Raw genomic sequence first — 26,820 nt, 5'->3', positions numbered from 1 at the left:
CCGTCGATGCTGGCCTGACCGGGTCAGGCGACGAGTTTTGCGGTTCGCTTGATGTTGTAGGCGAGGCAGATCAGGGCGAGCTGGGTCTGGTTGCGGTCGAGGCCGACATAGCGGACGCGGTCGTAGCCCCACCATCGCTTCCAGACGGCGAAGACGCGCTCGACGCCGGCCCGGATCGGCGCGATCAGGCGGTTGCGGCGCGCCTGCCAGAGTGGCAGCGCGCTCTGGTTCTTGTGGCTGCGGTGCATGATGCGGTCCTTGACGCCGGCTGCCTTCAGCCGTGCGCGCCGGCCTTTGTGCTCATAGGCCTTGTCGGCGTAGACGGCGGCCTCGTCGCCGCAGATCAGCCCGTCGGCGACCAGGCTCTCGGCCGTCTTGGCCGGCGTCAGCTTCGCCTTGCGGATCAGGCCGGAGCCCTGATCCACGCCGATATGGGCCTTGTAGCCGAAATGCGAGCGGCCGTTCTTGATCGTCCAGTCCGCGTCGGGCTCGCGCGGGTTCTTGGCGCCGGTCGTCTCCTTGCGAGGCCGCGCCACGGCCGCCTTCACCAGCGTCGCGTCGAGGATCGTGCCCGCCTTGACCATCAGGCCGCGCGCCTCGAACTGCCGGTTCAGCGCCTCAAACAGTGCCGCGTCCAGACCCGCCTCGCGCAAGCCGCTCCGGAACCGGCTCACCGTCGAATGGTCCGGCGTGCCCGCGCTCGCCGAGAGGCCGACAAACCGGCGCATCGAGAGCGAATCCCGCAGCAGAAACTCCAGACGCGGGTCCGACAGCCCATACCATTGCTGGACCAGAAGCACCTTCACCATCACCAGCGGAGGATAGCTCGGCCGACCTTCCGGCGACGCGTAGACCGACGCCACCACAGCCGCCAGATCGTCCCAGACGATCGCGCCGTCGATCGCCTCCAGCTCCGCGTTCCGCCCGAGACTCTCCGTCTCGATCATCGCATCCAGAAAACTCCGCTGACCAGACACGCGATGCATCGCTCGACCTCCATCCCAATCAAAGGGAATCACGGACGAAGGAGTTATGCAAAGGTCTCCGCAAGGGGAGAGGGGTTCCCAGTACCCCGTTTCACCCGCTACTCCAGATTGACCCGCCGTCCCTTGTTCCACAGCATGAATGGCAGGCCCGACAGTAATCCGCGCACCGCATCCTCACTCTGGTGATAACCATTGAGCGAGACCCGCGGCAGCGCCTGCAGATGGCCTGCATGCGAAGCAAACAGATGCCCCGGCCGCGTCGTCACGGCGCTGCTAAAGCCCGCTTCCGCCGCCATGGCAAACTCGCGTGGCCCCGCCGAGGTCGGGTCGCCGACGGGATAGGAGAAATGGCGGACCGGGATTGCAAGCTCGGCCTCCAGCCGCGTCTTGCTGTCGACGATCTCCCGGCGCGCGAAGCCGGCCTCGTGTTTCGCCAGCATGGGGTGGCTCAGCGTGTGCGCCCCGATGGTCACGCCCGGCGCGCCCGAGAGCGCGCGCAAGGTTTCCCAGGGCAGGCATTCGCGCTCGACCAGCCCGCCGGCGTCGACGCCCGCCTGTTTCGCAAGATCGGAAATCGCTGACAGCAGAATCGCTTCGGGCTGGTTGCGCAGACGCCAGTAGAGCGTATCGAAGGCTATCTGCTTTTCCGCGTCGCTGCCGGTGCGAGCCGAGAAGCCGCCATCGGGCAAGTCGACCGAGAAGCGCGGCAGAGCCCGGATCGCCTCTTCCAGTTCGAGCCACCAGAGCCGCGCCGTGCGGTCGACGAAACCCGTTGTGACGAACAGCGTCCAGGGCGCATCGTGCCGCGCCATTACCGGCCAGGCGTGTTCGATATTGTCGCGATAGCCGTCGTCGAAGGTCAGCGCGACGAAGAAGCGGCCGGGCTTCGGATCGCACACGCGAGAGACGGCTTCGTCCAGCGATACGAGATCGTAGCCTTGCGCCCGGATCAGGGTCAGCGTCGCGTCGAGGAACTCCGGCGTGATCTCGAGCAGGCGGTTGGGCTGGAAGCCTTCGCGCCGCGCCGGGCGGACATGATGCAGCGTCAGGATCACGCCCTTGCCCTGCGCCAAGCCACGGCCCCAGCGATCGGCGCGGGTCAGCGCGATCGCCCTGAAGACGGCGGCGAAGGCTTTGTGGCGCAGGTTCATCGGGATGTCCGCAGCAACCGCTCGTTCACGCTGTTCGCCGATCCTTGAGGCAGGCGCTTCGATCTTGACCGCTCTGTTCACAATGGCGGGTTAAGGAGGGAGCCGCTACCTGCTGGAAAGGCTCGCTGCCCGATGTCTGCTCTCGCCGAACGCCCTTCGGCTCTCGCCTTGACCGAAAGCCGCAACACGGCCGCCGCGCGCCCATGGCGCTCGATTTCGGTCGCGACCGAGATCGCTTCGATCGAGGCGGACTGGCGTGCGCTCGAAGCCAAGGCGCTGGTGACGCCCTATCAGGCCTATGGCTGGGTGCAGCCCTTCGTCGAGACGGTCGGCCGCGCACACGGGATGATCTTCCGCCATGTCGTGCTGCGCGATCAGCGCCAGCAGCCGGTCGCGATCCTGCCGCTGGTGATCACGCGCCGCAACGGCATTCGCTTCGCCGAATTCGTCGGCGGCAAGCACGCCAATTACCATATGGGGCTGTTCGCGCCCGAATTCGCCGCGACGCTGGACGCCGAGAACGCACGCTCCATGCTCGACGAGGTCGCGGCCGCGATCGGGGGGCTCGACGCCTTCGTCTTCGTCAACCAGCCGACATTGTGGCAGGGCGTGGCCAATCCGCTCGCCAGCCTCGCCGCCGGCCCGAGCCCGAGCGGGGCCTACAAGCTTGCGCTGAACGCCGGAGATTGCGACGGCACGCTGCGGCGCGCGATGAGCAGCCACGCCCACAAGAAGCTCAAGAACAAACGCAACCGCTTCGCCGGCTTTGGCCCGTCGCGCCTGGTCAAGGCTGCAAGCGAGGAGGACATCGCCCGGATCATCGGCGCGTTCCTGACCCAGAAGGCCGCGCGCTTCAAACTGATGGGCGTGCCCGACCCCTTCGCCGACCCCGCGGTCCGGGCTTTTCTGCATCAGGCGGCCCGTCCGCAGGGCGAGACTCCGCCCGCGCTCGAACTCTATTCGCTCGACATCGAGGGCGGCTCGGTCGCGACCTATGTCGGCGCGGTGCAGGGCACGCGCTTTTCGGGCATGGCGACGTCCTTCGATATGGAAGGCGAGATCGCCAAGACGAGCCCCGGTGAAATTCTGCTGGTCGATCTGATCAAGCAGAAGTGCCACGCCGGGATCGCTGTCTTCGACCTCGGCGTCGGCGAAGCCCGTTACAAGACCACGATCTGCGACGACAAGGACGACCTCGTCGACAGCTTTCTGCCGCTGACCGTCAAGGGCCAGGCCTTCGCGGCCGTCGCCAAGGCGAAACGCGTCGCCAAGCGCAGGATCAAGGCCTCGCCGACGCTGCTGAAGCTGGCGCAGCGCGCCTCGGGCTGGATGAACCGCGGCCGCAGCGCGGCCGAGGAGTAGAGGCTGCCGGTCAGGCCGGCTCCTCGTCGCGCAGACGCGTCTGGACCATGCCGGCGGGCATGGCGGCCGGCTCGTCCAGCACCAGCGACACCGGCGCCTTCATCATCTCGGCGAGCCGGTAGGCCGCCTCGACCGCATGGCCGTTGCCGACCTGCCCGGCCATGACGAGGCCGCCCTGCGCGCGGCCCGCGATCGGCGCCAGCACGGCGCTGTCGTCGTTCGAGGCCGCCGCGACCAGAACCCAGTCATAAGTCTCGCACAGTGCATCGAGCGCAACCTCGACCAGATCGGACGCGGCCAGAACGGCGTCGCGCCCGGCCCTGCCTGGGCCGATATGATGCAGCCGCGAGCCCTCGGCGCGGGTGATGATGTCGGAGAACAGCGCTTCCCCGGCGAGCAGTTCGGAGAAGCCCGGCTGGCGGCGGTCACCGTCGGCGGCGAGATCGACGATGATGCAGCGGCAGCGCTGCGACAAAAGCTCTGCGAGATCGCGGGCGTTCGCTGCGCCGTTTCCGCCGCCGTCGAGAACAACGACCATGGGGGCCATGCCGCGCGCCGGCTCGTCGATGCGCTCGGCGAGATCGGCCAGGGTGTCTTCCGGCCGGTCGAGATCGAGCGTGATCTGGCCGAGCCGGCCAGTATGGGTCAGGAGGCCGGCGACGCGTTCGCGGCGCGGGTCAGAACGCGTCGGCGCGGCAGCCTGAGCACCGCCGCCGACCCAGCCCGGCGCGCGGGTAGGCTTGCGCAGCGGCGCGCCCGCCTGGCCGTTGAGCAATTCGCGCGAAGCGACCGTGGCGAGCGCCACGAGGAAGGTCGCGAGCGTCGCGACCACCATGGTCGGGATCTTCTTGGGGAAGGACGGTTCGGTCGGCTCGATCGCGCGCGAGATGATGCGGGCGTCGGCTGGCGTCGCGTTCAGCGTGTCGCGGGCGACCGCCTCGCGGTAGCGCAGCATGTACTGCTCAAGCTGGTCGCGCAGCGTCCTGGCCTCGCGCTCGAGGGCGCGCAGCTGCACTTCGCTGTCATTGGCGGTCGAGACGTTCTTCTTCTGGCCGTCGAGGGCGGCGGTGAAGCTCTCGATGCGCTGCGTGGCGATCTTGGCCTCGTTCTCCAGCGTGCGCACAGTGCGCTCGGCGGCGGCGCGCAGCTGGCCTTCGAGATCGCTGAGCTGGGCGTTGAGCTCCTTGATGCGCGGATGCTCGGAGAGGAGGTTGCGCGACTCAAGCGCGATCTGGGCGCGCAGGTTGACGCGCTGCTCGATCAGCTTGCGGACGAGTTCATTGTTGGCGACGTCGGGAATCTCGAAGGTGCGGCCCTGCCTGATCGCATCGCGAATCAGGCCGGCCTTGGCCTGCGCCTCGGCCTGCTGGCTGCGCGCGGCCGAAAGCTGCGTCGAGAGATCGCCGAGTTGCTGGGCGGTGATCGTGGTGTTGTTGGCTCCGACCAGCAGGCCGTTGCGGGAGCGGAACTCCTCGACCTTGCCTTCCGCCTCGCCGAGACGCTTGCGCAACGGCTCGATGGTGGTCGAGAGCCAGGAGGAGGCGCTGCGGGCAGTGTCCTGCTTGGCGGCTTCCTGTGCTTCCAGATAGGTCGCGGCGATGGTGTTGGCGCCCTTGGCGGCGAGAGCTGGATCCTGCGAGGTGAACTCGACCGAGACGATGCGCGAGCGCCCGACGGGAAAGACGAGCAGCCGGTCGTAGTACTTCTCCAGCACACGCTCTTCTGGCGAGCGGTCGGCCGGGTGGCCGCCGAGCCCGATCAGCACGCCGATCTTCTTCAGGGCATTGAGCGCGCCCGCGCCCGAATCGAATTCGGAGTTGCCGACGAGGCCGATGCGCTTGATCGCCTCACGAGCGAGATCGCGCGACATGATGACCTGAACCTGGCTCTGCACGGCCTCGCTGTCGAATTGCTGCGCCGTGCCCTCACCTGCGTTCTGTCCGGGCCGGGTGTAGAAGCTGTCGCGATTCTCCAGAAGGATGCGCGCCTCGCCGGTGTAGCGAGCGGGAATCAGGTTGACCGCGACGAAGGACAGCCCCAGAGCCGCAAGACTCGGCCCGATGATCCAGAGCTTGCGCCGCTTGATCGCGGCCCAAAGAGCCGCCAGATCGAGCATATCGCCGCGGCTTTCGCCGCCATCGCGCATCTGAGTGTCGGTTTGAGCGGTCATCTGACCCATCCGTTGAACGCAAAACTGGCGCGCCATGCACGGCGCGAGGCAGAGCAAACCCGATTAAGGTTATTGCGGGGTTAATGCTCGTCTTGCGTGTATTTTTTCGGTTCAGATTCTTTTGCGAATTTGCAGCGCTCCCGACGCCATGACCTCATGGATTGTTAACCATATGGACCTAACCCTTGAGACAGGTTCCGCATGGGTATCGCTAGTGATGAGTTCCCGTCTCACCTCTCTTGCTCTGGCCGTCGCACTGGCGGCGAGCGCCTGCACGCCGCGCTACGCTGATGCGGAGTACACGATCGCGCAGCCAAGCGGCCCCTATCGGCTGGCCAGTGGCGATCGGCTCCGGATCATCGTCTTCGGCCAGGACAACCTGTCCAACATCTACGCCGTCGATGGGGCTGGCCGCATCTCGATGCCGCTGATCGACACCATCGAGGCGCAGGGCCGCACGACGCAGCAGCTGGAGAAGGCCATCGAGGGCCGGCTGCGCTCGGGCTACCTGCGCGAGCCGAAGGTCTCGGTCGAGGTCGACACCTACCGTCCGTTCTTCATGCTCGGCGAAGTCACCAATTCCGGCCAGTTTCCCTATGTGAACGGCATGACCGTGCAGACCGCGGTCGCGATCGCCGGCGGCTTCACCCCGCGCGGCCAGCGCGCCTTCGCCGAACTGACGCGCCAGGTCGATGGTCAGCTCGTGACGGCGTCCGTGCCGATCACCTATCCAGTCCAGCCCGGGGACACGATCGTCATCAAGGAACGCTGGTTTTAACGGCCGTCGGAGATTTCGCGATGACCGACGCCGCCGCTGCGCAGCCCCTGCGCATTCTGCATGTCTTCCGCGCGCCGCTCGGCGGGCTCTTCCGCCACGTACTCGATCTCGCCCGCGGACAGGCGCAGCGTGGCCACGATGTCGGCATCTTCTGCGATTCGACCACGGGTGGGACCCGTGCCGACACGGTCTTCGCCGAACTCGCCAACCTGCTTTCGCTCGGCATCACGCGCGTGCCGATGTCGCGCTATCCGAGCCTGACGGATGCGAAAGCGCAGCTCAGCGAAATCTCGCTGAGGGGCCGACTCAAGCCAGACGTGGTGCATTGCCATGGCTCGAAAGGCGGTGTCTACGGCCGGCTGCCGGCGTTGGCCTCGTTCGGCCGCGGCTACGTTACGGCCTACACGCCTCATGGCGGCAGCTTCAACTACAAACCCGGCGGAACCGAGCACAAGGTCTACATGACCGTCGAGCGCCTGCTCGAAGGCGCGACCGACGTTTTCCTGTTCGAGAGTCAGTTCATCGCGGGCCGCTTCGAGGCCTATGTCGGGCATATGCCGCGCAGCGCCTACCGGATCGTGCTGAACGGCATCTCCGAGGCCGAGTTCGAGCCGATCGACCACGCCGGCGCTGCGTTCGATCTGGTCTATCTCGGCGAATTGCGCTCCGCCAAGGGCATCGACACGCTGATCGAAGCCGTGGCGCTGCTCAAGACGCGCGACGGGCTGACACCACGCCTCCTGCTCGTCGGCTCGGGCCCCGACGACGCCGAACTCAAGGCGATGACAGTGTCGCGCGCTATCGCCGAGCAGTGCGTCTTCGAGCCGCCGGGGCCGATTCGTCCGGCGCTGTCCAAGGGCCGTATCATGGTCGTGCCGTCACGCGCGGAATCCCTGCCCTATGTCGTGCTGGAAGCGGCGGCGGCGGCGCAGCCGCTGATCTCGACCGATGTCGGCGGCATCAACGAGATCTACGGGCCCGGCCATCGGCACAGGCTGATCAAGCCCAATGATCCGGTCATCCTGGCCGATGCGATCGCGGCCATGCTCGCGACGCCCGAGGTGAGCCGCGAGAAGGAGGCCGCCGATCTCGCCGCCCATGTCCGGCAGCATTTCCGCCTGGCCTCGATGATCGACGGCGTGCTGACCGCCTATCGCGACGCAATGGCGACCCGCGCCGTCCGCTGAGCCCTGATTCAGACCAGCTTGAGCGCGACGACGCCGAAGATCACCAGCGCCATCCCGGCCCAGCCGGCGGGCCTGATGCGCTGGCCGAAGGCGAGCGCGCCGATGATCGCGGTGATCACCAACCCCGCTCCGCCCCAGACGGCATAGGCGACCGAAAGGTCCATGCCGCGGATCGCCTGCGCCAGCGCGGCGAAAGCGCCGACCACCAGCAGGATGCCAAGCCCGCCGGCGAGACGGCGCTTCATGCCGTCCGAGAGCTTGAGCAGAAACGTGCCGGAGACCTCGAGCGCGACGGCCAGGACGAGCCAGCCGATCGCAAAGCCTTGCGGCAACAGCGACGCGGTCATGCCGGCCTCCCCGTCATGGATGCCATTGCGAGAGACGCGTCGCCAACCTCGTCGGTCTCCATGGACACGCCCCGTTCGAGCAGGACGATGCCGGCGACGATCGCGCCGAGCGCCAGGATGCGACCGGGCGAGAGGTGCTCGCCGAAAAGGAGATGGCCGATCGCGGCGATGCCGACGATGCCGAGCCCCTCCCAGACAGCATAGGCCACCGCCATCGGAATGACGCGCAAGGCGACGCTGAGCAAAGCGAAGGACAATCCGATCAGGATCAGCGGCAGGAGCGCCACGAGCATGGGCGCGGATACGACGGATTTGAGCGCAGCCGTCGCGACGATCTCGACGGCGATGGCCGCGAGCAGAACCAACCAATGGAAGGACATAGGACACACAGGCCGAAAGCCGATGCCGAACACGCGGGGGCGAGCTCGGGCCGCAGGGCGATCTTGGGTTTGAAAAGGATGCAGGTCTTGAGATAGCAATCAGGCGAAAAGGCCGCTGCAGGCGCTTTCGCGGAATGAGCATGACGACGACGCAGTGACCTCGAAGGTCATGCGCAGGTCACGCTCAAAAATATGCTTCTCAGACACTCATCGTGGACCGATATGCCTGTCGGAATGCTTTTTGTCAATCGCCAAAGACTTTTCAGCGCGATCGGAGACTGTCACAAAGCATCGAAAGACGCCACCGAAACGGCGATAATGCACTGGCGGTGCTGGCGAAAATCCGACTTCGCCGGAAGCGCCGAAAGATGGTCTAGGACGGGCGGAAAACCCCGCCTCCGCACAGTTGCCCTGCCCGCCGCGCGCGCGGGAATCAGCGGAAACAGCGACGCGTCCGATTAAGCCTTCCGTGAGCATTTTCAGCTAGACGAAAGCCAAGACCGGCACGCTCTGGCGCTCCGGCCGGACCAGGGATGGCATGTCATGGGCGCTTTCGATGTACGCGATCTGATCAAGGTCGATGCGGCCGCGGCTGCAACGTCCGAAGTGTTCGGCTCCGGCGCAACCGGCGTGACACGCAGTTTCCACCCGCTTGCGGAACGCATCGCGGCGATGCCGGTCAAGCCGACGCTTTCCCCGGTGATGATCGAAGGCTTCGTGCGGCTGTTCGACATGCTCGCCGTCGCAGTTGCCGGCGGGCTGGTCTACTGGCTCTATGTGGCTGGCGTCGTCGACAGCGCCCTGCCCTATCAGGTCACCATTCCGCTGCTCGCCATCGGCGCGCTGGCGACATTCCAGGCGCTGCAACTCTACCACATCGGTGCGCTGCGCCATTTCATCACCATGTCGGTCAGGCTCACGGCCGGCTGGACCACGCTGTTCCTGATCGCGCTGGCGGCCTTCTTCTTCCTCAAGATCGGCGACCAGGTGTCGCGCGTCTGGCTGGCGGGCTTCTATGCCGGCGGCCTCGCGGCGCTGCTGACCGAGCGGCTTGCGGTGACGCTGGGCGTGCGCGCGCTGACGCGGTCGGGCCGCCTCGAACGCCGCACGGCCATCGTCGGCGGCGGCGAGGCAGGCGAGGCGCTGATCAGGGCTCTGGAAGCCCAGCGCGACACGGGCCTTCGCGTCTGCGGCGTCTTCGACGACCGCAACGACGACCGCTCGCCCGATCTCGTCGCCGGCTACCCCAAGCTCGGCACGATCGACGACCTCGTCGAGTTCGCCCGCCGCACCAAGCTCGACCTCGTGATCTTCACGCTGCCGATCTCGGCCGAGGCGCGGCTGCTCACCATGCTGCGCAAGCTCTGGGTGCTGCCGATCGACATCCGGCTCTCCGCCCACATGTCGAAGCTCCGGTTCCGGCCGCGCTCCTATTCCTATATCGGCGCGGTGCCGGTGCTCGACGTCTTCGACCGGCCGATCGCCGACTGGGACATCGTCGTCAAGTTCCTGTTCGACAAGGTCGTCGGCGTGCTCGCCCTGATCGCGCTCTCGCCCGTGATGCTGGTCGCCGCGATCGCCATCAAGCTCGATTCGAAGGGTCCGGTGCTGTTCCGGCAGAAGCGCTACGGCTTCAACAACGAGTTGATCGAGGTCTTCAAGTTCCGCTCGCTCTATCACGAGATGACCGATTTCACCGCCGCCAAGCAGGTGACCAAGGACGATCCCCGCGTCACCAGGGTCGGCCGCTTCATCCGCAAGACCTCGATCGACGAATTGCCGCAGCTCTTCAACGTGATCCTGAAAAGCGACCTCTCGCTTGTCGGTCCGCGCCCCCATGCGATCCACGCCAAGGCCGAGAACCGCGCCTATGAGCAGGTCGTCGATGGCTATTTCGCCCGCCACAAGGTCAAGCCGGGCATCACCGGCTGGGCCCAGGTCAATGGCTGGCGCGGCGAGACGGACACCGAGGACAAGATCCAGCGCCGCGTCGAGCACGACCTCTACTACATCGAGAACTGGTCGGTGCTGCTCGACCTCTACATCCTGATCAAGACCCCGTTCTCGCTGCTGACCAAGAACGAGAACGCCTATTGAGCGCGCTCGCCGACCGGGCCGGAGTTGAACAGGGGCACGCCGGCGGCGGCCTGCGGATTTCCTTTGCCGCGATCAAGCGCGGCGTGCTCTGGCTGCTGACGGCGTCGTCGGGCTTCGCATTGATCGAGCCCTCGCCCTATGAGCTCGTCTTCCTGCTCGCCGCGTTTATCTTCGCGCTGACGGGGATCCGCTTTTCGCAGAAGCTCGTGCCGCTGCTCGCGCTGCTGCTGCTCTACAATATCGGTGGCGCCTTCTCGCTGATCCCATGGATGGACGAGGGGCCGTCGGTGCGCTTCACGGCGGTCTCGGTCTATCTGATGATCACCGCGATCTTCTTTGCCGCGATCATGGCCGACGATGCGCTTGGCCGGTTGGAGACCCTGCGCAAGGGCTATCTCTTCGCGGCATGGTGCGCCGGCCTTGCCGGCATCCTGGGCTATTTCGACGTCGCGGGACTCGGCGACACCCTGGCGCTCTACGGCAGGGCATCGGGCACCTTCAAGGACCCCAACGTGCTCGGCCCCTTCCTGGTGCTGCCGATCGTGTTCGTTTTGCAGTTCATCCTGCTCGGGCGGCTCGGCCTGATCAAAGGCTTCGTGCTGATGAGCCTGCCGCTGATGGCGCTGTTCCTGACCTTCTCGCGCGGCGCCTGGGGCAATCTCGCGGGCTCGGCGCTGCTGATGGTGGCGCTGACCTTCCTGACATCGCCAAGCGCGGGCAAGCGGGCGCGCATCGTCTTCCTGACGCTGACGGCGCTGGTTCTGGTGGTGCTGGCGCTGCTGGTGGCGCTCTCCTTCGAGAACATTCGCAGCGTCTTCGAGGTTCGCGCCAGCCTCGACCAGAGCTACGATCAGGGCGTCACCGGGCGCTTTGGCAACCAGTTGCGCTCGATCCCGCTGTTGCTCGGCGAGCCCAACGGGTTTGGGCCGCTACGCTTCCGCTGGTTCTTCCCGGAGGATCCGCACAACGTCTACATCAACGCCTTCGCCTCCTATGGCTGGCTTGGCGGCGTATCCTATCTCGGGCTGGTCGCGGCGACCTGCTATGTCGGCTGGGCGCTCGTCTTCCGGCGCTCGCCCACGCAAAACCACGCCATCGTGATGTGGTCGGTGCTGTTCATCACCATCGTGCAGGGCCTGCAGATCGACACCGACCACTGGCGGCACGTCTACCTGTTGATCGGGCTCGTATGGGGGCTGGCGGCGCTGCCGAACAGGACAGCGCCCTCGCCCGCCAGAGAGTAGCGACCTCAGGCCTTGTCCTTGCGGACCACGACATATGCGTAGGTCGTGACGAAATCCCAGCCGATTCTCGCGCTGAGTGCGTTGAAGGCGTGGTCGACCTGCTTCAGTCCGGGCATGCGCTTGAAATAGCCGTGGCCCCAGAAGCGCTGGATATGAACATCCCGGAAGCCGGCGCGGTTGAGCATCGGCTCGAGCTGGCCGCGGCTGCCGCGGCACCAGTCGTAGAAAGCGGGGAACTTCGGATCGCCGCCATCGTCGCGACGCGCGGGAAAGAGAGCATGCACGATGGCGCGCGAGGCTTTCTCCGGCAGAACATGGTTCAGCGCGAAGACCGGCGCCCAGAGCGTCGGGATGAAGGCGAGCGCGACGCCGCCGGGCGCCAGCAGATCGTGGATATTGCTCCAGGCCCGCTCGACGTCATGGACATGCTCGAAGACCATGCGCGAGACCATGAGATCATAGCCGCCGCGCGCGACATCGGGCTCCGAGAGATCGCCGGCAATGTCGAAACGCGCGGTCTTCAGGCCAGCCGGTGTCAGCGCGAGTTCGCCTGCATCGATATCGTTGACGATAAGGTCGATGCCGTGAAGCGCGGCCTGCCCGGCCGAAAACATCGGATCGCGCCCGCCACCGATCTCGCAGACGCGGCGCAGGCCGAACTGATGGGCGAGGCCCAGAATTGTCGGCTCGTAATGGTCCCAGGCCCAATCCGAATGCCAATCGGGCGCGACGCCGCGAAAGAAGCCCTCGACCGAGCCTGCAGGCCTGCCCGCAGCCAGCGCCGCCGGCGCTTGCCGTTCAACCGTCGCAGTCGCCAATGACATGGTGCTCTCCGCCAATATCCTCCCGTCCCCAGGCGACGATGCGGGTATCGCCGGGCGCGCGCAATCAAAGCCTTAATCGAGGGTAAAGGGCGATGGTTAAAGGCCGCGCATCACATGCTGCATCCGGCCGACGGCGCCGCGTGTAGGAGGATGGAGCCATGCGGCCAAGCCGCCAGGCCAACTCTGAACCAACCCGCAAGATTGCCGAGGCAGCGCCTCGACAGTCTGGCGGACAGGACCGGTTTCAATCTGCTTGCTGTCGGGGGCACACATGCTCGATCGGTTTTTCTGGCCCGTTATCGCTTCGCTCTTTCCGCTTTCCGCCTACGGCATGGCCGTGCTCAAGGTCGAGGGCCGCTTCGCCGGTTCCTGGTGGCTGGTCTCATCGCCGGTCTGGCTCCCGGTTCTGGCCTATCTCATCCTCGCCTGCGTCATCGCCGCGAGCTATGCGCTCGTTATCGGGCAACAGAAAGCCGGCCACCGCCATCAGGCGCGAAGCCCGACGAAGCACCTCGGCAACGCGATCCTGCCGCCGGGAACGCCGAACGGCTGACATGCGTGGACGAGACCGTTCGCCGGCACGCATTGCGGATTGCATCCGCGCGAACGCGACACTATAAGCCGAGCCGTCGGAGCGTAGCGCAGCCCGGTTAGCGCACTTGTCTGGGGGACAAGGGGTCGGAGGTTCGAATCCTCTCGCTCCGACCATAAATCCCAATAATTTCAGTTCGTCCGAAGCGCCGCGACACATGGGTCCGCGGCGCTTTTTTGCGCTCCGGCCTGGCAGCGGCCACATCCGCAATCATTGAGGTTTGCGAGGGATGCGGGATTGCGTTCACGGCGTCCCTCAACGAGATCGTGAAGGAGGCAGGGTTCGAAACATTGGACAAGAACACCGCCCCGGTGATGCTGTGCCGCATGACGGACTGCAAGGCGGAAGTCGGGATCAAGGGAAGCGCTGCCGGTCCGAGCGTCGCGCTCGATTCGAAACTCTTGCCGCAGGCCGGCTGATGCCGAATGCAGCCTCCACGTCCGGCTGGCTCGGTTTCGTCCTGATCGCCGTCGCGCTATCGACAGGCCCTGCTGAGGCGGCCGGCGACAAATCTCTGGGAGAGTATCTCTCCTCGCAATGCAGCACCTGCCATCAGTCCAGCGGCCTGCGGGTCGGAGGCATTCCAGTCATCATCGGCTACCGGGCCGACCAGTTTTCCGCCCTGATGCGCTCCTACAAAGCAAAGGAGCGTGACAACGAGATCATGCAAACGATTGTAGCCCGGCTGACGCCGGACGAGATCGAGGCGCTGGCGGCGTATTACGAAGGTCTGAAACCACCCTAGGACCCGACCGCGCCGCAGCGCGCGGCACAGGCCGACACGACGACCAGACAAGTTAGCACGGAGGCCCCAGCCATGCAGATCGACCGCCGCTCCTTCATGCTGACGAGCCTCGCCGGGACCGCAACGTTCGGACTGGGCGCGCCTGCCGTGCTGGGCCAGGCGAAGCCGCGCGTCGTCGTCATCGGCGGCGGTGCCGGCGGAGCGACCGCCGCGAAATACATCGCGAAGGACAGCCAAGGCGCGATCGCCGTGACGCTGGTCGAGGAGAACCAGACCTACCAGACCTGCTTCCACTCCAATCTCTATGTCGGCGGCTTCAAGGCTTATGACGAGATCCTGCATCGCTACGAGGCCCTGACGGCAAACCACGGCATCGCGCTCGTGCGCGCCCGAGCCAGCATGATCGATCGCGACAGGAAGGAGGTCGTGCTCTCGACCGGCGAGCGCCTGCCCTACGACCGCCTCGTGGTCTCGCCGGGCATCGACCTCAAATATGATTCCGTCCCGGGCTGGTCGAAGGAGGCGGAGGAGCGGATGCCCCATGGCTGGAAGCCCGGCCGCCAGACGCAGCTTGTCAAGCAGCGCCTCGACGCGGTGCCCAATGGCGGCACCATCGTGATGATTGCTCCGCCCAATCCCTATCGCTGTCCGCCCGGCCCTTATGAACGCGCCTCGATGTTCGCCCATGTGCTGAAGACGGCGGGAAAGGTCGACGCGAAGATCATCATCCTCGATCCCAAGGACGCCTTTTCCAAGCAGGGCGTGTTCCAGGCCGATTGGGAGAAGCGCTATGGCGCGATGATCGAATGGCTCGGCCCGAAGGTGCATGACGGGATCAAGTCGGTCGAGCCGGCCAGCAACACCGTCGTCACCGGCTTCGAGACCTACAAGGACTGCGCCTTCGTCAACGTGATTCCCGCCCAGATGGCCGGTGAGATCGCGCGCGTGTCGGGTCTCGCGCCGGCCGGCGGCTATTGTACGATCGACCCCGCCACAATGAAATCGAGCGTTGACGCCAATATCTTCGTGCTGGGCGACGCCTGCATCGCCGGCGACATGCCCAAATCCGCCTTCGCGGCCAATAGCCAGGCCAAGGTCGCGGCGATGGTGATCCGGGGCGAACTGATCAATGCCCGAACCTTCCCGGCCCGCTACCTCAACACCTGCTGGTCGCTGGTCGACACCGACGACGCGATCAAGGTCGGCGGCAGCTATGAGGCGAAGGACGGCAGAATCGCCGCGACCGATACCTTCATCTCCAAGCCCGGAGAGAGCGACGATCTGCGCAGGCAGAACCAGGCCGAGAACATCGGCTGGTATGCCGGCATCACCGCCGACATGTTCACCTGAACAGAACTGGCCGGCACCGACGACTCACGGATCGATGCCGGCCCGGCTTCAGGGAGTAGCGGGCTTCGCGACCGGGTTCCGGATGCCTGCCGCCTCGCCGCCATCGACCGCCAGCACCGCGCCGTTGACGAAGCTCGAAGCCGGGGACAGCAACCAAGTCACCGCTTCGGCGACATCCCCGCTGGTGCCGAGCCGGGCGCCCGGGATGCGGGAGGTCAGCATTTCGCGCCGGCCCGGCAGCTTCAGCGTCGCGGCCATCATCTCGGTTTCGATCTGGCCCGGACAGATCGCGTTGACGCGGACTTCGGCGCCGATTTCGAGCGCAAGCGCCTTCGTCATACCGATCAGCGCCGCTTTCGATGCCGTGTAGATCGCCAGCCCCTCCTCGCCGAGTGCGCCGGCGATCGAGGAGATCATCACGACGGAGCCGCGCGCCCTGACCAGCCCGGCCAGAGCATGGCGGGTAAAGAGGAATGCCGAACGGACATTGACGCTCATGGTCTGGTCGAAATCGGCCAGGGTCGACGATGCGAAACTCTGACGCCGGCCGATGCCGGCATTGTTGACGAGACCGTCGATCCTGCCGCCGCCAAGATCGAGCGCGGCCTCGACCGCGCGCAGGCAGTCGGCCTCCACGCTGGCATCGCCCTGAACGAAGACGGCGTCAGCGCTTTCGATGGCGCTATCGCGCTCGGCCGAGCGGCCGGTGAAGACGACGCGCGCGCCCTCCTCCACCAGCCTTGCGACACAGGCCGCGCCAATGCCGCGCGTGCCGCCGGTCACGATGAAGGTCTTGCCTGTGAACGCCATCGTCATTCTCCGTTGCCGACTGCCATAGGAGCCGATCGCAGCGTCGCAGCAGGAGATTCCGGCCGCGGGCGATCGATGGTCCTTGCCAAGCTGATCTTACTATATGATATATCGAAGCAGCTTTGGAGGTGGATATGGCCACGCTTGCAAACTCGTTCGATGCGGCGCTGCGGGAGCGCGCGAACCGGGTCGTGCCCGGCGGGATGTGGGGCCATCTCCACGCCAACCGGCTGCCGGAAGGCTATCCGCAGTTCTTCGCGCGTGCCGACGGATGCCGGCTCTGGGACGTCGACGGTCGTTCCTATCTGGATTTCATGTGCAGTTGGGGGCCGAACATGCTCGGCCATCATCACGCCGAGGTCGAAGCGGCGGTCGAGCGCCAGGCCCGGCTCGGCGACTGCATGAACGGCCCCGCCGAGGTCATGGTCGAGCTTGCCGAGCTGCTGGTCGACACCGTCGCCCATGCGGACTGGGCCCAGTTCCAGAAGAACGGATCGGATGCGACGACGACCTGCGTCACCGTTGCGCGGGCCGCGACCGGCCGCCGCAAAGTGCTGGCGGCGCGCGGGGCCTATCATGGCGCGGTGCCGTGGTGCTCGCCCTCTTTGATCGGCGTCACCGCCGAGGACCGGGCGCATGTCCTGCTCTTCGAGTTCAACGACATCGAAAGCCTGCGCGCGGCGGCCGAACAGGCGGGAGACGATCTTGCCGCCGTCATGGTCTCGGCCTACCGCCATGATCTGGGGCGCGATCAGGAGTTGCCGACGCAAGCCTTCGCGCAGGCCGCGCGCGCGATCTGCGACGCCAGGGGCGCAGCCCTGATCCTCGACGAGGTGCGCGCCGGCTTCCGGCTGAACCTCGCCGGAAGCTGGGAGCCGCTCGGCGTCCGCCCGGATCTCGCGGCCTGGAGCAAGGCGATCGCGAACGGGCACCCGCTCGCCGCCGTCACCGGCCGCGACTGGCTGAGGCAGGCCGCGGCGCAGGTCTTCGTCACCGGCTCGTTCTGGTGCGGCGCCGTGCCGATGGCCGCGGCGGTCGCGACCCTGACCGTGCTGCGGCGCGACGGCGTGGTCGCGCATCTGTCCGCGATGGGCCAGAAACTGCGCGACGGCATCGATCGTCTGGCCCGACGCCATGGCGTCGGCCTGCGGCAAAGCGGCCCCGTGCAGATGCCGTTGATCCTGTTCGAGGACGATGCCGATTTCCGCAAGGGAGAGCTGTTCTGCCGGTCGGCGCTGGCCCAGGGCGTCTATTTCCACCCGCGCCACAACATGTTCCTCTGCGCCGCCCATGGCGAAGCCGAGATCGAGGAGGCGCTGGGGGCGGCCGATATCGGCCTTGCCGCCGTCGCCGAATATATGCGCGCAGCGGCCTGACACGCTCCGAAAGATATCGACCGGTCTCGTTTTCACGATTCCGGCAAAGGCTTTCATCATTCGTCGAAGCCTGAGAACGGCGCAGGGTCGAGGAAGCGGCGCAGAACGTTGCCGGTGACCCGGCTGACCGAGTTCTCATAGCCGGAACAAGACAGCGCGCAGGCCCAGGCGATCGAGCCGGTCGAGAACACCGCGCCACCAGCCGAAGTCGGGAAGAAAGCGAGGTCGGCGCGCACCAGCGCGTTCTGGTCGCCCATGGTCCCGCGATGAAGCGTCCTGAGCTCTTCCAGCGTCGGCACGCCGCCATAGTCGAGCTTGTCTGCCGTGGCGAGGCGCAACAGATGCGGCGGCGAGCCCAAGGTCGGCTCGACACGATCGACCTCCAGACCCGCCGCGCCGCCGCCGCGCAGGCCGAAATCGCCGAGAGGCTGGCCGAGATCGACGCCCTCGACCAGCCAGCCGACGCGCGGGTCGCGCGCATCGTCGAGCCATTCGTAAGGATAGGACCGGGTGAAGACCTGCGCGTCGAAGCCGACGCCGACAAGCCGCTGCGGCGGGCGTCCATGCGTGCGCCAGAGGCCCGACGGCTCGCCGGTGAAAGAGAGCCCGTTCTCACCGGGCTCGCCTTCCCAGGTCCGCAAGCCGTTCATGCCACGCCGGATTTCCATCTGGTGCGGCTGGTCCGGATGGAAGCCGATCCGCCAGTAGAAGCCGTTGCCGCCGAGATAGATGTGCCGCCCGCCACCGCGCTGATAGGCGTCGAAGGCCTCGAGCATGTTGCGGCTGAAATACTCCGGATGCGAGCCGTTGATGACGCAGGCATAGGATTTCAGCAGCTGCGCGCCATGACGGTCGATGTCGCAATCGGTGATGACGTCATAGTCGAAACCACCCTGCTCCAGCCAGTCGATGATGTGGGTGTCGTTGACGTAGTTGAAGGTGTTTCCGAGCGGGCGCATGTTGAGGATCGGCCGCTTGGCGGTCGAGTAGCACCAGCCGCTGCCGTCGCTATGGGTGTCGTAGGTCGACAGCCCGAGTTCGCGATGCTCCTGCAGATAGACATCGTCCCGCGACAGCGCGATCAGCCCTTCGAGCATCGCCTCGGCGTGGACCTGATCGAGCCTGAGCGCGCTGTTGGCATAGGCCAGGAAGGTCGCCGTCGAGGCGACGAGGGCGAGCCGCGCCTTCGCCTGGCCGAGCGGCGCGCGGACGAAGAAAGAGACGTAGCTTTCGACAGGATCGTCGCTGTCATCGCGCGCGGTCAGGCGCAGCGCATAGAAGCCGCTGCGCCAGTCGGCGGGAATCGTCAGCGTCAGGTCCGGCGACCAGCCGCAATCGGCCATGTCGTCGCTGTGGAAATGGATCGCGCCATAGAGATCGGGGCGCTCGGTCCACTGGACGACAGAGCCGTCCCAGTTCGCTCCGGCGACAGCGCGCATCGGCATGTGGCGCAAGCGGGCGTCGAGCCGGTTGGTCGAGACATCGCGGGCGATTTCGCCGGACATTTCCAGCGAAAAATCCCAGGCTCCGATGAGCGCCGGATCGGCCGGCGACGGAGCGACCGCCTCGCAGGCGCGGCGCAGCGCGTCTTCTGCAAGAACGGCCCCGAACAGCCGCGGCCGGTCGATCTTGCCGTCGAAATGCGCAGCCGTCAGCGGATCGGGACCGGCTTCGCAGGCATGGGCTGCAAAGACCAGAGCCGTGTCCGCCGGCCAGCCGAGGCCGGCGGGGCCGGCCGCATCGCAAGAGCCGGAGGTGTCGCGACCGGCCTGCGGATCGAGACTGCGCTGGGTCAGCTTGAGCGCGCCCGTCGCGCCGTCATAGCTGGCGGCGATGAAGACCCATTCGCGCTCGATCAGCGGGCGCTCGCTCCGCGCGGTTTGCGATCCGGCGCCTCCCGCGACGTCGAAAACGAGATGGCCCTCGGCATCGAGACCGACCCGCCAGCCCTGCGCGAGATCCCCGCGCCAGCGCGACAGGATCGTCTGCGGGCCGGCGAGCGGCGCCGTCGGATAGAGGAAACAGCCCGCGGAAAAGCTTGCCGGCCGGAGGGCAGGCCTATCGCCGACGATCGCCGACGAGCCCGGATGGATCGGCTGGTTGCGCAGCGCGACGGGGCCGTCGATCGGCGTACCCGGCGGCGTCACCTGCAGTCCGGGGCCGGCCGGGTCGGGATCGCCGCAGCGGACGCGCACGACCCGCGCATCGGCCTGCGCGAGCGTGGCGCTGGAGAGACGGAAAGCGATCGCCTCGCCCGGCGAGACGACGAGCGGCCAAGCATAGCCGAGAACGGAGTTCGTATCTTTCATGGTGCAGGCGTTCCATCGTCGAGCCGCTGTCCGGTCAGCGCTTCCCAGCGCATGGTGAACACGGCCCATTCGGCCTCGGCGAGGCTGGTGAAGATGCGGTTGGGGAATGTCTCGACCGGCGCGCCACGCCGGCCCGGCAGGCGCCCCAGCATCCAGCGCCGGTTGGGTTCGAGCACGATCAGGACGAAGCGCTTGCCGACGCCGGTCCAGCGCATGCGGTGAAGCAGCTTGAGCAGGTCGTCGCTGTGGGGACCGCGCGGTTTGGCGCGCATTTCGGCGACGAGATCCTGGCGTGTCGGGTCGACCGGCCAGTGCGCCGCTTCGGGATAATTCACCAGCATTCAGGACACCTCGGCGAAGCGGCCGGCGCGACGGACGCGCGCCGGCGGGAAGGCGACGACAGGCTCACTTCGTCAGCCAGCTCACCCAGCGTTCGCGCAGCGCGTTGCGGTTCGCCGCGACCCATTCGTAGTCGGCGATGACGAGCTTCGACCAGTTGTCGGGCCACGAGGCGCGATAGCGGCGCTCCTCGACCGGGACGAGATTGGGGGCTTCGCGGTTGTTGGAATCGAAGGAAACCTTCTCGCTGAAGCCGAGATGCTCCCTGGCGTTCTGGACGAAGAAGTCGAGGAACTTGATACCGTTCTGGGTGTTGGGACCGCCCTTGAGTACGGACCAGTTGCCGACGTCGCGGATCGCCTGGTTCCAGGTGAAGTCGAACTCGCCGCTCTTGGCGAGCGGGACCGAGCGGCTCGAATAGACCATCATCATCACAGCGTCGCCGCCGCGCATGATCTGCATGGCGTTGTCGCCGCTCTTCCACCACGCGGCGACATGGGGCTTCAGCGCATCGAGCTTCTTGTAGGCACGGTCGACATCCATCGGGAACGCCTTGTCTGGCGCAACCCCATCGGCGAGCAGCGCCGCGAGCGGCACCCACCATTCGCGGTCGCCTGTGTCGGGCAGCGAGCGCGGCCCGGGGAACTTCGCGACGTCGAAGAAATCGGCCCAGGACTGCGGCCCGCCATTGGGGAAGGCCTTCTTGCTCCAGACCAGCGTCATGCCGCCGGCGGTGCGGATGATGCCTTGCGGAAAGCAGCCATTGGGCAAGGCGTTGGCGACGATGCCGGGCATGCCGGCGCAGTCGAGCGGCTGGATCAGGTCGGCGTGCTGGATCAGGTCAGGCGGCGTCGAAGTCACGACATCGAACGGCACGTTGCCGCTGCGCTGGCCGGCGCGGGCGCGCGCCCATTGGTCGGGCAGTTCGATCGGCACGGCGCGAACCCTGATGCCGGTCTCGGTTTCGAAGCGCTTGTAGAAATGCTCCTGCAGGCTGCGTTCCATCAGCCCGCCGGTGGTCGCGATGATGACCTCCTTGGACTGGGCCATAGCGCGGCCGCCCGCCGCCAGGGTTGCCGCGCCGATCGCGCCTCCCAGGAAGCGACGGCGGTTTGTTTCAAGGCGTCGTCCGGTGTGATCGAGTTTCATCGTGAAGCTCCCCTGTTGCTGCCTGCGGAAAATGAATTCATGCCGTGGTCCGCTCGCTCATGAGCCGGCGGCCCCCCGCTCGGTCCGGGCCTTGACCAGATGGCTGCCGACCAGCGCGACGACGGTCAGCAGCGTCAGCATGGTGGCGACGGCGGCCAGTGTCGGCGAGATGTTGTAGTCGATGTCCTCGAACATCTTCCGGGGCAGCGTCTTGCGGTCGAGGTTCGAGATGAAGAACGAGACCACCGCCTCGTCGAAGGAGATGATGAAGGCAAACAGCGCCGCCGAGATCACGCCTGGCGCGATCATCGGCAGCGTGACATGGCGGAAGGTCTGGAGCGGTCCAGCGCCGCAGGACAGCGCCGCACGTTCCAGATCGGCATCGAAACGATAGAGCGCCGCCAGCACGGTGAAGACGACGAAGGGCAGCGCCAGGATGGTATGCGCCATGGCGAAGCCGAGCAGCGTCCCCGTCAGCCGCAACTGCTCGAAGACGAGGAACATCGCGACCGCGAGCGCGATATGGGGAACGATCACCGGCCCGATGACCAGAAGCTCGACCAGACCCTTGCCCGGCAATCTGCCGCGCACCAGCGCAAGCGCCAGCATGGTGCCGATCACGGTCGCGCAGATCGTCGCGATGACACCGGCTTCGAGACTGAATAGGGTCGCGTCGATCCAGTCCCGGTCTCCGAAATACGCGGCATACCAGCGCAACGAGAAGCCGTTGGGCGGGAAGCGCATGTAGCGCTCCGGACCGATCGACATCGGCGCGATCACCAGTGTCGGCAGCAGCAGGAAGATGGTGACCGCATAGGCCGTCGCGCCCAGCGCCATCTGCCCCGCGCGCCGGACCGGCCGGCCATTCTTCAGCGGCGCGCTCACGAGGCACCCACGAAACGGTCAAGCCGCACGGCGCGCTTGAAGATGAGGGCGATGAGCAGGACGAAGGCGAGCATGACGCCGACCAGCGCGCCGGCAAAGGACCAGTCGAGCATCTCGCGGACCTGCTGCGAGACCAGCGTCGCGATCATCATCTGCTGCGGCCCGCCGATCAGCGACGGGGTGACGAAGAAGCCCAGCGCGAGCAGGAAGACCATCAGGCAGCCCGAAGTGACGCCCGGAAGGGAGAGCGGGAAGATCACCTCCCGAAAGGTCGCCCATTCGGAGGCGCCGAGCATCTGGGCCGCCCGCCCGTAATCGTCGGGAATGCCGCGCAGGGCCGAGTAGATCGGCAGCACCATGAAGGGCAGCAGGACATGGCTCATGGCGACGATCACCGCAGCCTCTGTGTAAAGCAGCTTGAGCGGCTCATCGATCACGCCAAGCGAGACCAGCGTCTGGTTGATGACGCCGTTCTTCTGGAGCAGCACCATCCAGGCGTAGGTCCGCACCAGGACGGAGGTCCAGAGCGGCAGCAGGACGGCGGCGACCAGAATGGCGAGCTTTGCTCCGCTGGCGCGCGACATAGCCCAGGCCAGCGGCCAGGCGAGCAGCAAACTCACCACCGTCACCGTGGCGGCGATGCGCAGCGTGCGCAGCATCACCCGCAGATAGACCGGCTCGCCGAGCGCGCGCTGATAGTGGGCGAACGTCGGCACGGGTAGGAACAGGCTCTCATGCAGAAGCGAGCCGAGCGGTAGCAGGAAGGTGACGAAAGCCAGCAGCAGGAACGGGCTTGCGAGCAGGAGGCTGACGGCCGGGCTGTATTGCCGCCCGCCGAGAAGCCAGTTGCTCGGCCGGCCGTTCATGCCGCGTCCCCAAAAATCCGCGCATCGGCTGCCTTCCAGCGCAGACCGACGATGTCGCCGAGGCGAGGCAGCGCCGCCTCTCCGCCGGCCGGCAGCCGCAAGCGCAGTTGCAGGCCATCGGGCGTCGCCAGGATCAGCGTCGTCGCGTTGCCGGCATAGATCGCCTCCGCCACGCGCGCCGTCAGCGCGGCGCCACCGACATCAGTCAGGCTGAGCCGTTCGGGCCGGATCGCCAGCCTGACCGGGCTGCCCGCCGCGACCGCAGCGACGGCCGTCGCCTCGACGACCGCTCCGCCCGGCAGCGTCACGGCGGCCCGCCCGCCCGGAGCCGCGCTGTCGCGCGCAACCGCCCGGCAGAAATTGGTTTCGCCGATGAAGCCTGCGACGAAGGCCGTCTGCGGCGTCTCGTAAAGGTCATGGGGCGTGCCGATCTGCTGGAGACGGCCATGGTCGAGAACGGCGACGCGATCGGCCATGGTCAGGGCCTCGGTCTGGTCATGCGTCACGAAGACGACCGTGACCCCGATCTCGCGCTGGAGATGCTTGGTCTCGATCTGCATCTCCTCGCGCAGATTCTTGTCGAGGGCCGAAAGCGGCTCGTCCATCAGCAGGACGCGCGGCTTGTAGACGATCGCGCGTGCGATCGCGACGCGCTGCTGCTGGCCGCCCGAGAGCTGCGAGGGCTTGCGATCCCCCAGGGTATCGAGCCTGACGGTGTTCAGCGCCGCACGCGCCCTCTCCTCCCGCTCGGCCCGGCCGACGCCGCGCATCTTGAGCGGAAAAGCGATGTTCTCCAGCACCGACATATGCGGGAACAGCGTGTATTTCTGGAAGACCATCCCGAGATTGCGCTTGTTGGGCGGCATCCAGGTGACGTCCTCGCCGCCGACCACGATGCTGCCGGCGTCGGGATATTCGAAGCCCGCGATCGCCATCAGGATCGTGGTCTTGCCGGAGCCGGAGGGACCGAGAAGGGCGAGAAACTCGCCCGGCCTGACATCGAGCGAAACATCGTCCACGGCGGTCACGGCGCCGAAGCGCTTGACGATCGACCTCACGTCGATGCCCACGGACCTGCTGGACGCTTCACCCGACTGCAACATCAACCCCTCTTATCCAGCAACAGAATATTTGATATATCCGAATTGGCAAGGCGGATTCCGCTCGGCGATCGGGCACGGAGCTGCTGAAAAGAGACGCAAAATGGCTGCCCCAGAGCGCTTCTGGATATCGGAAATATCATGTACAGCCAGCGCAACGGCACCGATTGAAGAGAGTTGGCGAAGCGTGACGACGACGGATGGGACACAGTTGCAGTCCGGCCCGATGGAGCCTGTCGCGCGCGACAGCCTGACCCGCATCGTCTACAACAACCTGCGTCTCGCCCTGATGGAAGGGCGCTTCTGGCCGGGCCATCGGTTCAAGATCCGCGATCTCGCAGCCTCCATGCAGGTGTCGGAGACGCCGATCCGCGAAGCCCTGATGCAGCTCGTCCGCGCCCGGGCGCTCGAACTGCTGGACGGCCGCTCGATCATCGTCGCCCATATGTCGCTGGCGCAGTATCTGGAGCTGCGCACCATCCGCCTCTTTCTCGAAGGGCTGGCGGCGGAAAGCGCGACGCCGCGCATCGACGACGATGGCATCGCCCAGATGGCGGCCTTCCACGGCGAACTGATCGCAGCGGAAACCGAGGGCCGCTGGTCCGACGCCGTGCGCGCCAACTGGCGCTTCCACCACCGGCTCTACGAGGCGTCCGGCATGCCAGAACTGCTCGCGATCCTCGACGACATCTGGATGCGCAACGGCCCCCTGCTCAACTACCACTATCCCTATGCGCCGCCGACCTATCCGGGACCGCACGAGCATGAGCGGGTTCTCGAGAACCTGCGCCGCCGCGACGCGGCGGGCGTGCGCGAGGCCATCCAGACCGATATGCGGCAGGGCGGCGTCAACCTGGTCATGCTGCTCGAAACCGGCGGCGATACGCGCAACCTGTCGCGCGACGGCGCACGCGCCTCAGCCTGATCGCTGCTCGCGCGCGGTACGATAGGCCGCAGCGATCGCCTCTGCCGTCAGCCCGTAGCGCGCGAACAGATACGGCGTCGTGCCGCCCTCGGCAAAAACGTCGCGCACGCCGATCCTGGCGAAGCCGGTCCGGACGCCGGCCTCCATCAGCAGCTCCGCCACCGCGCTGCCGAGCCCACCAATGATCGAGTGGTTCTCGGCCGTCACGACCGCGCGTGCGCCACGCGCCAAAGCGACAATGCCGGGATCGAGCGGCTTCAGCGTCGGCACGTCGAAGACGCCGACCGCGATGCCGTCTTGCGCCAGCAGTTCCGCCGCCTCGCGGGCCACCTCGACCATCATGCCGCAGGCCAGCAGCAGACCCTCGCCGGGCTCGCGCAGCATGCGGACGCGCCCCAGCGGCATCACATCATGCTCGGGCTGCCCGAAATGCTCCGTACCGTCGGCGCGCTTCAGCCTGAGATAGACCGGACCGGGATGAGCGGCAGCCGCGCGCACCGCACCCGGCACCTGGCCTGGATCGCTTGGCTCGATGATCGTCATATTCGGTAGCGCGCGCATCAGCGCGATATCGTCGATCGCCTGATGGGAGACGCCGAGCAGGGTGGTCAGGCCCGGAATGACGCCGACGATCTTCACATTGGCATTGGGATAGGCGACCTGCATCGCGATCTGGTCGTAGCAGCGCCGCGTCGCGAAAACGCAAAACGAATGGACGAAGGGGATGTCTCCGCTGCGCGCCATTCCGCCGGCGATGCCGATCATGTTGGCCTCGGCGATGCCGACCTGCAGGAAACGCTGCGGCAATGCATCGCGGAACAGATCGGTCTCGGTCGGCAAGGTCAGGTCGGCGGTGAGGCAGACGATACGGCTGTCGGCGCGGGCCAGTTCGAGCAGCGTCTCGCCGTAGAACTTGCGTACCGGCGCGGCCGCCGCTCCACGCTGGTTGAAGTCCTGGACGGTCAGGTCGTCAGCTGCGGTGGACGTCATGATTTCGTCTCCGCGAGGCTGGCGAGCGCCATGGCCGCGACATCGGGCGGCAGCTTGAGATTATGCGCGAGCACGCCTTCGAGCGAGGGCACGCCCTTGCCCGGCAACGTACGGACCACGAGGCAGCTCGGCTGCCCCCTCGCCTGCCGGGCGCGGCCGAGCGCGGCCTGCAGCGCCGAAATGTCATGGCCGTCGACAACCTGCTCCGCCCAGCCGAACGAGGCCCATTTGCGATCGATCGGTTCGAGCTTCACGACCGTGTCGACATGGCCTTCGACCTGCATCCGGTTGTCGTCGATCAGCAGGCAGAGATTGTCGAGGCCGAGGCTTCCAGCCAGGAGCGCCGCCTCCCAGACCTGTCCTTCCTGCAATTCGCCGTCGCCCAGCACGACATAGACGCGGGTGGCGTAGCCGCGCCGGCGGGCGCTCAGCGCCATGCCGATCCCGACCGAAAGACCCTGCCCGAGCGAGCCGCAGGTCGCCTCGATGACGGTGCCGACACGTTCGGAGGCGTTGACCTCGAAGGGCGAGCCGTCACGGCAATAGTCGGAGACAGCTGTGGCATCGACCAGCCCGCGCTCGGCCAGCGTCGCATAGAAGATCGCGGTATTGTGGGCGGTCGAGAGCAGGAAACGGTCGCGCTCCGGCCAGTCCGGATCGGCGGGGTCGAGCCGCAACTCGGAGAAATACAGCACGGCGAAGAGATCGGCCGCGCCCAGCCCCTGCTGGACATAGCCCTGCCCTGTCGGCGCGACGAGCTCGACCACGCGCCGGCGCAGCCGTGCCGCGATCGCCGCAAGCTCGGCGGGCTCGGCGATGCGTGGCGCCGGCTGCCGCCCGGCCGCGCCGGTCATCGAG

26 protein-coding genes and 1 tRNA gene are annotated in these 26,820 nt (G+C 66.6%); 12 read left to right on the top strand and 15 right to left on the bottom strand.

What is annotated here, in order from left to right; all coding sequences use genetic code 11:
* Positions 1-23 precede the first annotated feature (23 nt).
* Both AC1DZY_RS02035 and AC1DZY_RS02030 read right to left on the bottom strand, forming a co-directional pair.
* Entirely contained in the window at positions 24-947 is a 924-nt protein-coding gene (locus AC1DZY_RS02035) for an IS5 family transposase (RefSeq protein ID WP_476818388.1), read from the bottom strand.
* A gap of 137 nt (positions 948-1,084) precedes the next feature.
* Positions 1,085-2,137 (bottom strand): polysaccharide deacetylase family protein, encoded by a 1,053-nt coding sequence (locus tag AC1DZY_RS02030; protein ID WP_476818387.1) that lies wholly within the window; start codon positions 2,135-2,137, stop codon positions 1,085-1,087.
* 132 nt (positions 2,138-2,269) lie between these two features.
* On the opposite strand from AC1DZY_RS02030, the gene AC1DZY_RS02025 reads away from it, so the two are divergent.
* The gene (locus tag AC1DZY_RS02025; RefSeq protein WP_476818386.1) at positions 2,270-3,499 is read left to right on the top strand and encodes a GNAT family N-acetyltransferase; all 1,230 of its coding nucleotides are present in this window, start codon (positions 2,270-2,272) and stop codon (positions 3,497-3,499) included.
* Positions 3,500-3,509: 10 nt separating this feature from the next.
* On the opposite strand, the gene AC1DZY_RS02020 is transcribed toward AC1DZY_RS02025, so the two are convergent.
* A complete protein-coding gene (locus AC1DZY_RS02020; protein WP_476818385.1) occupies positions 3,510-5,669 on the bottom strand; it encodes a GumC family protein in 2,160 nt (719 codons plus the stop codon).
* 217 nt (positions 5,670-5,886) lie between these two features.
* On the opposite strand from AC1DZY_RS02020, the gene AC1DZY_RS02015 reads away from it, so the two are divergent.
* Positions 5,887-6,447, top strand: a complete 561-nt coding sequence (locus tag AC1DZY_RS02015) for a polysaccharide biosynthesis/export family protein (protein ID WP_476818384.1) — start codon at positions 5,887-5,889, stop codon at positions 6,445-6,447.
* 20 nt (positions 6,448-6,467) lie between these two features.
* Positions 6,468-7,634 (top strand): glycosyltransferase, encoded by a 1,167-nt coding sequence (locus AC1DZY_RS02010; RefSeq protein ID WP_476818383.1) that lies wholly within the window; start codon positions 6,468-6,470, stop codon positions 7,632-7,634.
* A gap of 8 nt (positions 7,635-7,642) precedes the next feature.
* Here the strand turns inward: AC1DZY_RS02010 and mdtI are convergent, their stop codons facing one another.
* Positions 7,643-7,981, bottom strand: a complete 339-nt coding sequence (gene mdtI / locus AC1DZY_RS02005; RefSeq protein WP_476818382.1) for a multidrug/spermidine efflux SMR transporter subunit MdtI — start codon at positions 7,979-7,981, stop codon at positions 7,643-7,645.
* The gene (locus AC1DZY_RS02000; protein ID WP_476818381.1) at positions 7,978-8,361 is read right to left on the bottom strand and encodes a DMT family transporter; all 384 of its coding nucleotides are present in this window, start codon (positions 8,359-8,361) and stop codon (positions 7,978-7,980) included. The genes mdtI and AC1DZY_RS02000 overlap by 4 nt, the downstream gene beginning before the upstream one ends.
* Before the next feature lie 543 nt (positions 8,362-8,904).
* Between AC1DZY_RS02000 and AC1DZY_RS01995 the strand changes: the two genes are divergently transcribed.
* The gene (locus AC1DZY_RS01995) at positions 8,905-10,458 is read left to right on the top strand and encodes an undecaprenyl-phosphate glucose phosphotransferase (RefSeq protein WP_476818380.1); all 1,554 of its coding nucleotides are present in this window, start codon (positions 8,905-8,907) and stop codon (positions 10,456-10,458) included.
* Complete coding sequence (locus tag AC1DZY_RS01990; protein WP_476818379.1) at positions 10,455-11,702, top strand: O-antigen ligase family protein; 1,248 nt, start codon at positions 10,455-10,457, stop codon at positions 11,700-11,702. Before AC1DZY_RS01995 ends, AC1DZY_RS01990 begins: the two co-directional genes overlap by 4 nt.
* A 5-nt stretch (positions 11,703-11,707) precedes the next feature.
* Here the strand turns inward: AC1DZY_RS01990 and AC1DZY_RS01985 are convergent, their stop codons facing one another.
* The gene (locus AC1DZY_RS01985) at positions 11,708-12,526 is read right to left on the bottom strand and encodes a class I SAM-dependent methyltransferase (protein WP_476818378.1); all 819 of its coding nucleotides are present in this window, start codon (positions 12,524-12,526) and stop codon (positions 11,708-11,710) included.
* A 271-nt stretch (positions 12,527-12,797) separates the two neighbouring features.
* Here AC1DZY_RS01985 and AC1DZY_RS01980 point away from each other — a divergent pair, with 271 nt between their 5' ends.
* From AC1DZY_RS01980 to AC1DZY_RS01960, 5 genes are all read left to right on the top strand, one after another.
* Positions 12,798-13,079 carry a hypothetical protein gene (locus AC1DZY_RS01980; protein ID WP_476818377.1) on the top strand — a complete coding sequence of 94 codons (282 nt, stop codon included), beginning with the start codon at positions 12,798-12,800 and terminating at the stop codon, positions 13,077-13,079.
* A gap of 77 nt (positions 13,080-13,156) precedes the next feature.
* Positions 13,157-13,234: transfer RNA gene (locus AC1DZY_RS01975), tRNA-Pro, on the top strand.
* Positions 13,235-13,294: 60 nt separating this feature from the next.
* Entirely contained in the window at positions 13,295-13,537 is a 243-nt protein-coding gene (locus AC1DZY_RS01970; RefSeq protein WP_476818376.1) for a hypothetical protein, read from the top strand.
* The gene (locus AC1DZY_RS01965; RefSeq protein ID WP_476818375.1) at positions 13,537-13,863 is read left to right on the top strand and encodes a c-type cytochrome; all 327 of its coding nucleotides are present in this window, start codon (positions 13,537-13,539) and stop codon (positions 13,861-13,863) included. The genes AC1DZY_RS01970 and AC1DZY_RS01965 overlap by 1 nt, the downstream gene beginning before the upstream one ends.
* 72 nt (positions 13,864-13,935) lie before the next feature.
* Positions 13,936-15,213, top strand: coding sequence for an FCSD flavin-binding domain-containing protein (locus tag AC1DZY_RS01960; protein WP_476818374.1), 1,278 nt, complete (start codon positions 13,936-13,938; stop codon positions 15,211-15,213).
* A 48-nt stretch (positions 15,214-15,261) separates the two neighbouring features.
* On the opposite strand, the gene AC1DZY_RS01955 is transcribed toward AC1DZY_RS01960, so the two are convergent.
* Positions 15,262-16,023: an SDR family NAD(P)-dependent oxidoreductase gene (locus AC1DZY_RS01955; protein ID WP_476818373.1), complete on the bottom strand. Its 762-nt coding sequence runs from the start codon at positions 16,021-16,023 to the stop codon at positions 15,262-15,264.
* A 134-nt stretch (positions 16,024-16,157) separates the two neighbouring features.
* Here AC1DZY_RS01955 and AC1DZY_RS01950 point away from each other — a divergent pair, with 134 nt between their 5' ends.
* Positions 16,158-17,399, top strand: coding sequence for an aminotransferase class III-fold pyridoxal phosphate-dependent enzyme (locus AC1DZY_RS01950; protein WP_476818372.1), 1,242 nt, complete (start codon positions 16,158-16,160; stop codon positions 17,397-17,399).
* A 56-nt stretch (positions 17,400-17,455) separates the two neighbouring features.
* Here AC1DZY_RS01950 and AC1DZY_RS01945 read toward each other — a convergent pair whose 3' ends face one another.
* The 6 genes from AC1DZY_RS01945 to AC1DZY_RS01920 all read right to left on the bottom strand — a co-directional run bounded on the left by AC1DZY_RS01945 (position 17,456) and on the right by AC1DZY_RS01920 (position 24,005).
* Positions 17,456-19,708 (bottom strand): N,N-dimethylformamidase beta subunit family domain-containing protein, encoded by a 2,253-nt coding sequence (locus AC1DZY_RS01945; protein ID WP_476818371.1) that lies wholly within the window; start codon positions 19,706-19,708, stop codon positions 17,456-17,458.
* A complete protein-coding gene (locus AC1DZY_RS01940) occupies positions 19,705-20,049 on the bottom strand; it encodes a N,N-dimethylformamidase alpha subunit family protein (RefSeq protein WP_476818370.1) in 345 nt (114 codons plus the stop codon). Before AC1DZY_RS01940 ends, AC1DZY_RS01945 begins: the two co-directional genes overlap by 4 nt.
* Positions 20,050-20,113: 64 nt before the next feature.
* Complete coding sequence (locus tag AC1DZY_RS01935; protein WP_476818369.1) at positions 20,114-21,196, bottom strand: extracellular solute-binding protein; 1,083 nt, start codon at positions 21,194-21,196, stop codon at positions 20,114-20,116.
* Positions 21,197-21,253: 57 nt separating this feature from the next.
* On the bottom strand, positions 21,254-22,081 hold the full coding sequence (locus AC1DZY_RS01930) for an ABC transporter permease (protein WP_476818368.1): 828 nt from the start codon (positions 22,079-22,081) through the stop codon (positions 21,254-21,256).
* Entirely contained in the window at positions 22,078-22,947 is an 870-nt protein-coding gene (locus AC1DZY_RS01925) for an ABC transporter permease (RefSeq protein WP_476818367.1), read from the bottom strand. The genes AC1DZY_RS01930 and AC1DZY_RS01925 overlap by 4 nt, the downstream gene beginning before the upstream one ends.
* A complete protein-coding gene (locus AC1DZY_RS01920) occupies positions 22,944-24,005 on the bottom strand; it encodes an ABC transporter ATP-binding protein (RefSeq protein WP_476818366.1) in 1,062 nt (353 codons plus the stop codon). Before AC1DZY_RS01920 ends, AC1DZY_RS01925 begins: the two co-directional genes overlap by 4 nt.
* A 268-nt stretch (positions 24,006-24,273) precedes the next feature.
* On the opposite strand from AC1DZY_RS01920, the gene AC1DZY_RS01915 reads away from it, so the two are divergent.
* On the top strand, positions 24,274-24,972 hold the full coding sequence (locus AC1DZY_RS01915; RefSeq protein WP_476818779.1) for a GntR family transcriptional regulator: 699 nt from the start codon (positions 24,274-24,276) through the stop codon (positions 24,970-24,972).
* Here AC1DZY_RS01915 and AC1DZY_RS01910 read toward each other — a convergent pair.
* Together AC1DZY_RS01910 and AC1DZY_RS01905 are read right to left on the bottom strand one after the other, a co-directional pair.
* Entirely contained in the window at positions 24,964-25,962 is a 999-nt protein-coding gene (locus tag AC1DZY_RS01910) for a transketolase family protein (protein ID WP_476818365.1), read from the bottom strand. The two genes, AC1DZY_RS01915 and AC1DZY_RS01910, sit on opposite strands and share 9 nt — an antisense overlap.
* Entirely contained in the window at positions 25,959-26,816 is an 858-nt protein-coding gene (locus AC1DZY_RS01905) for a transketolase (protein ID WP_476818364.1), read from the bottom strand. The genes AC1DZY_RS01910 and AC1DZY_RS01905 overlap by 4 nt, the downstream gene beginning before the upstream one ends.
* Positions 26,817-26,820 lie beyond the last annotated feature (4 nt).

Source organism: Allobosea sp. P2_A10, assembly GCF_056405115.1.
This window is presented reverse-complemented; position numbering and strand designations above follow the sequence as displayed.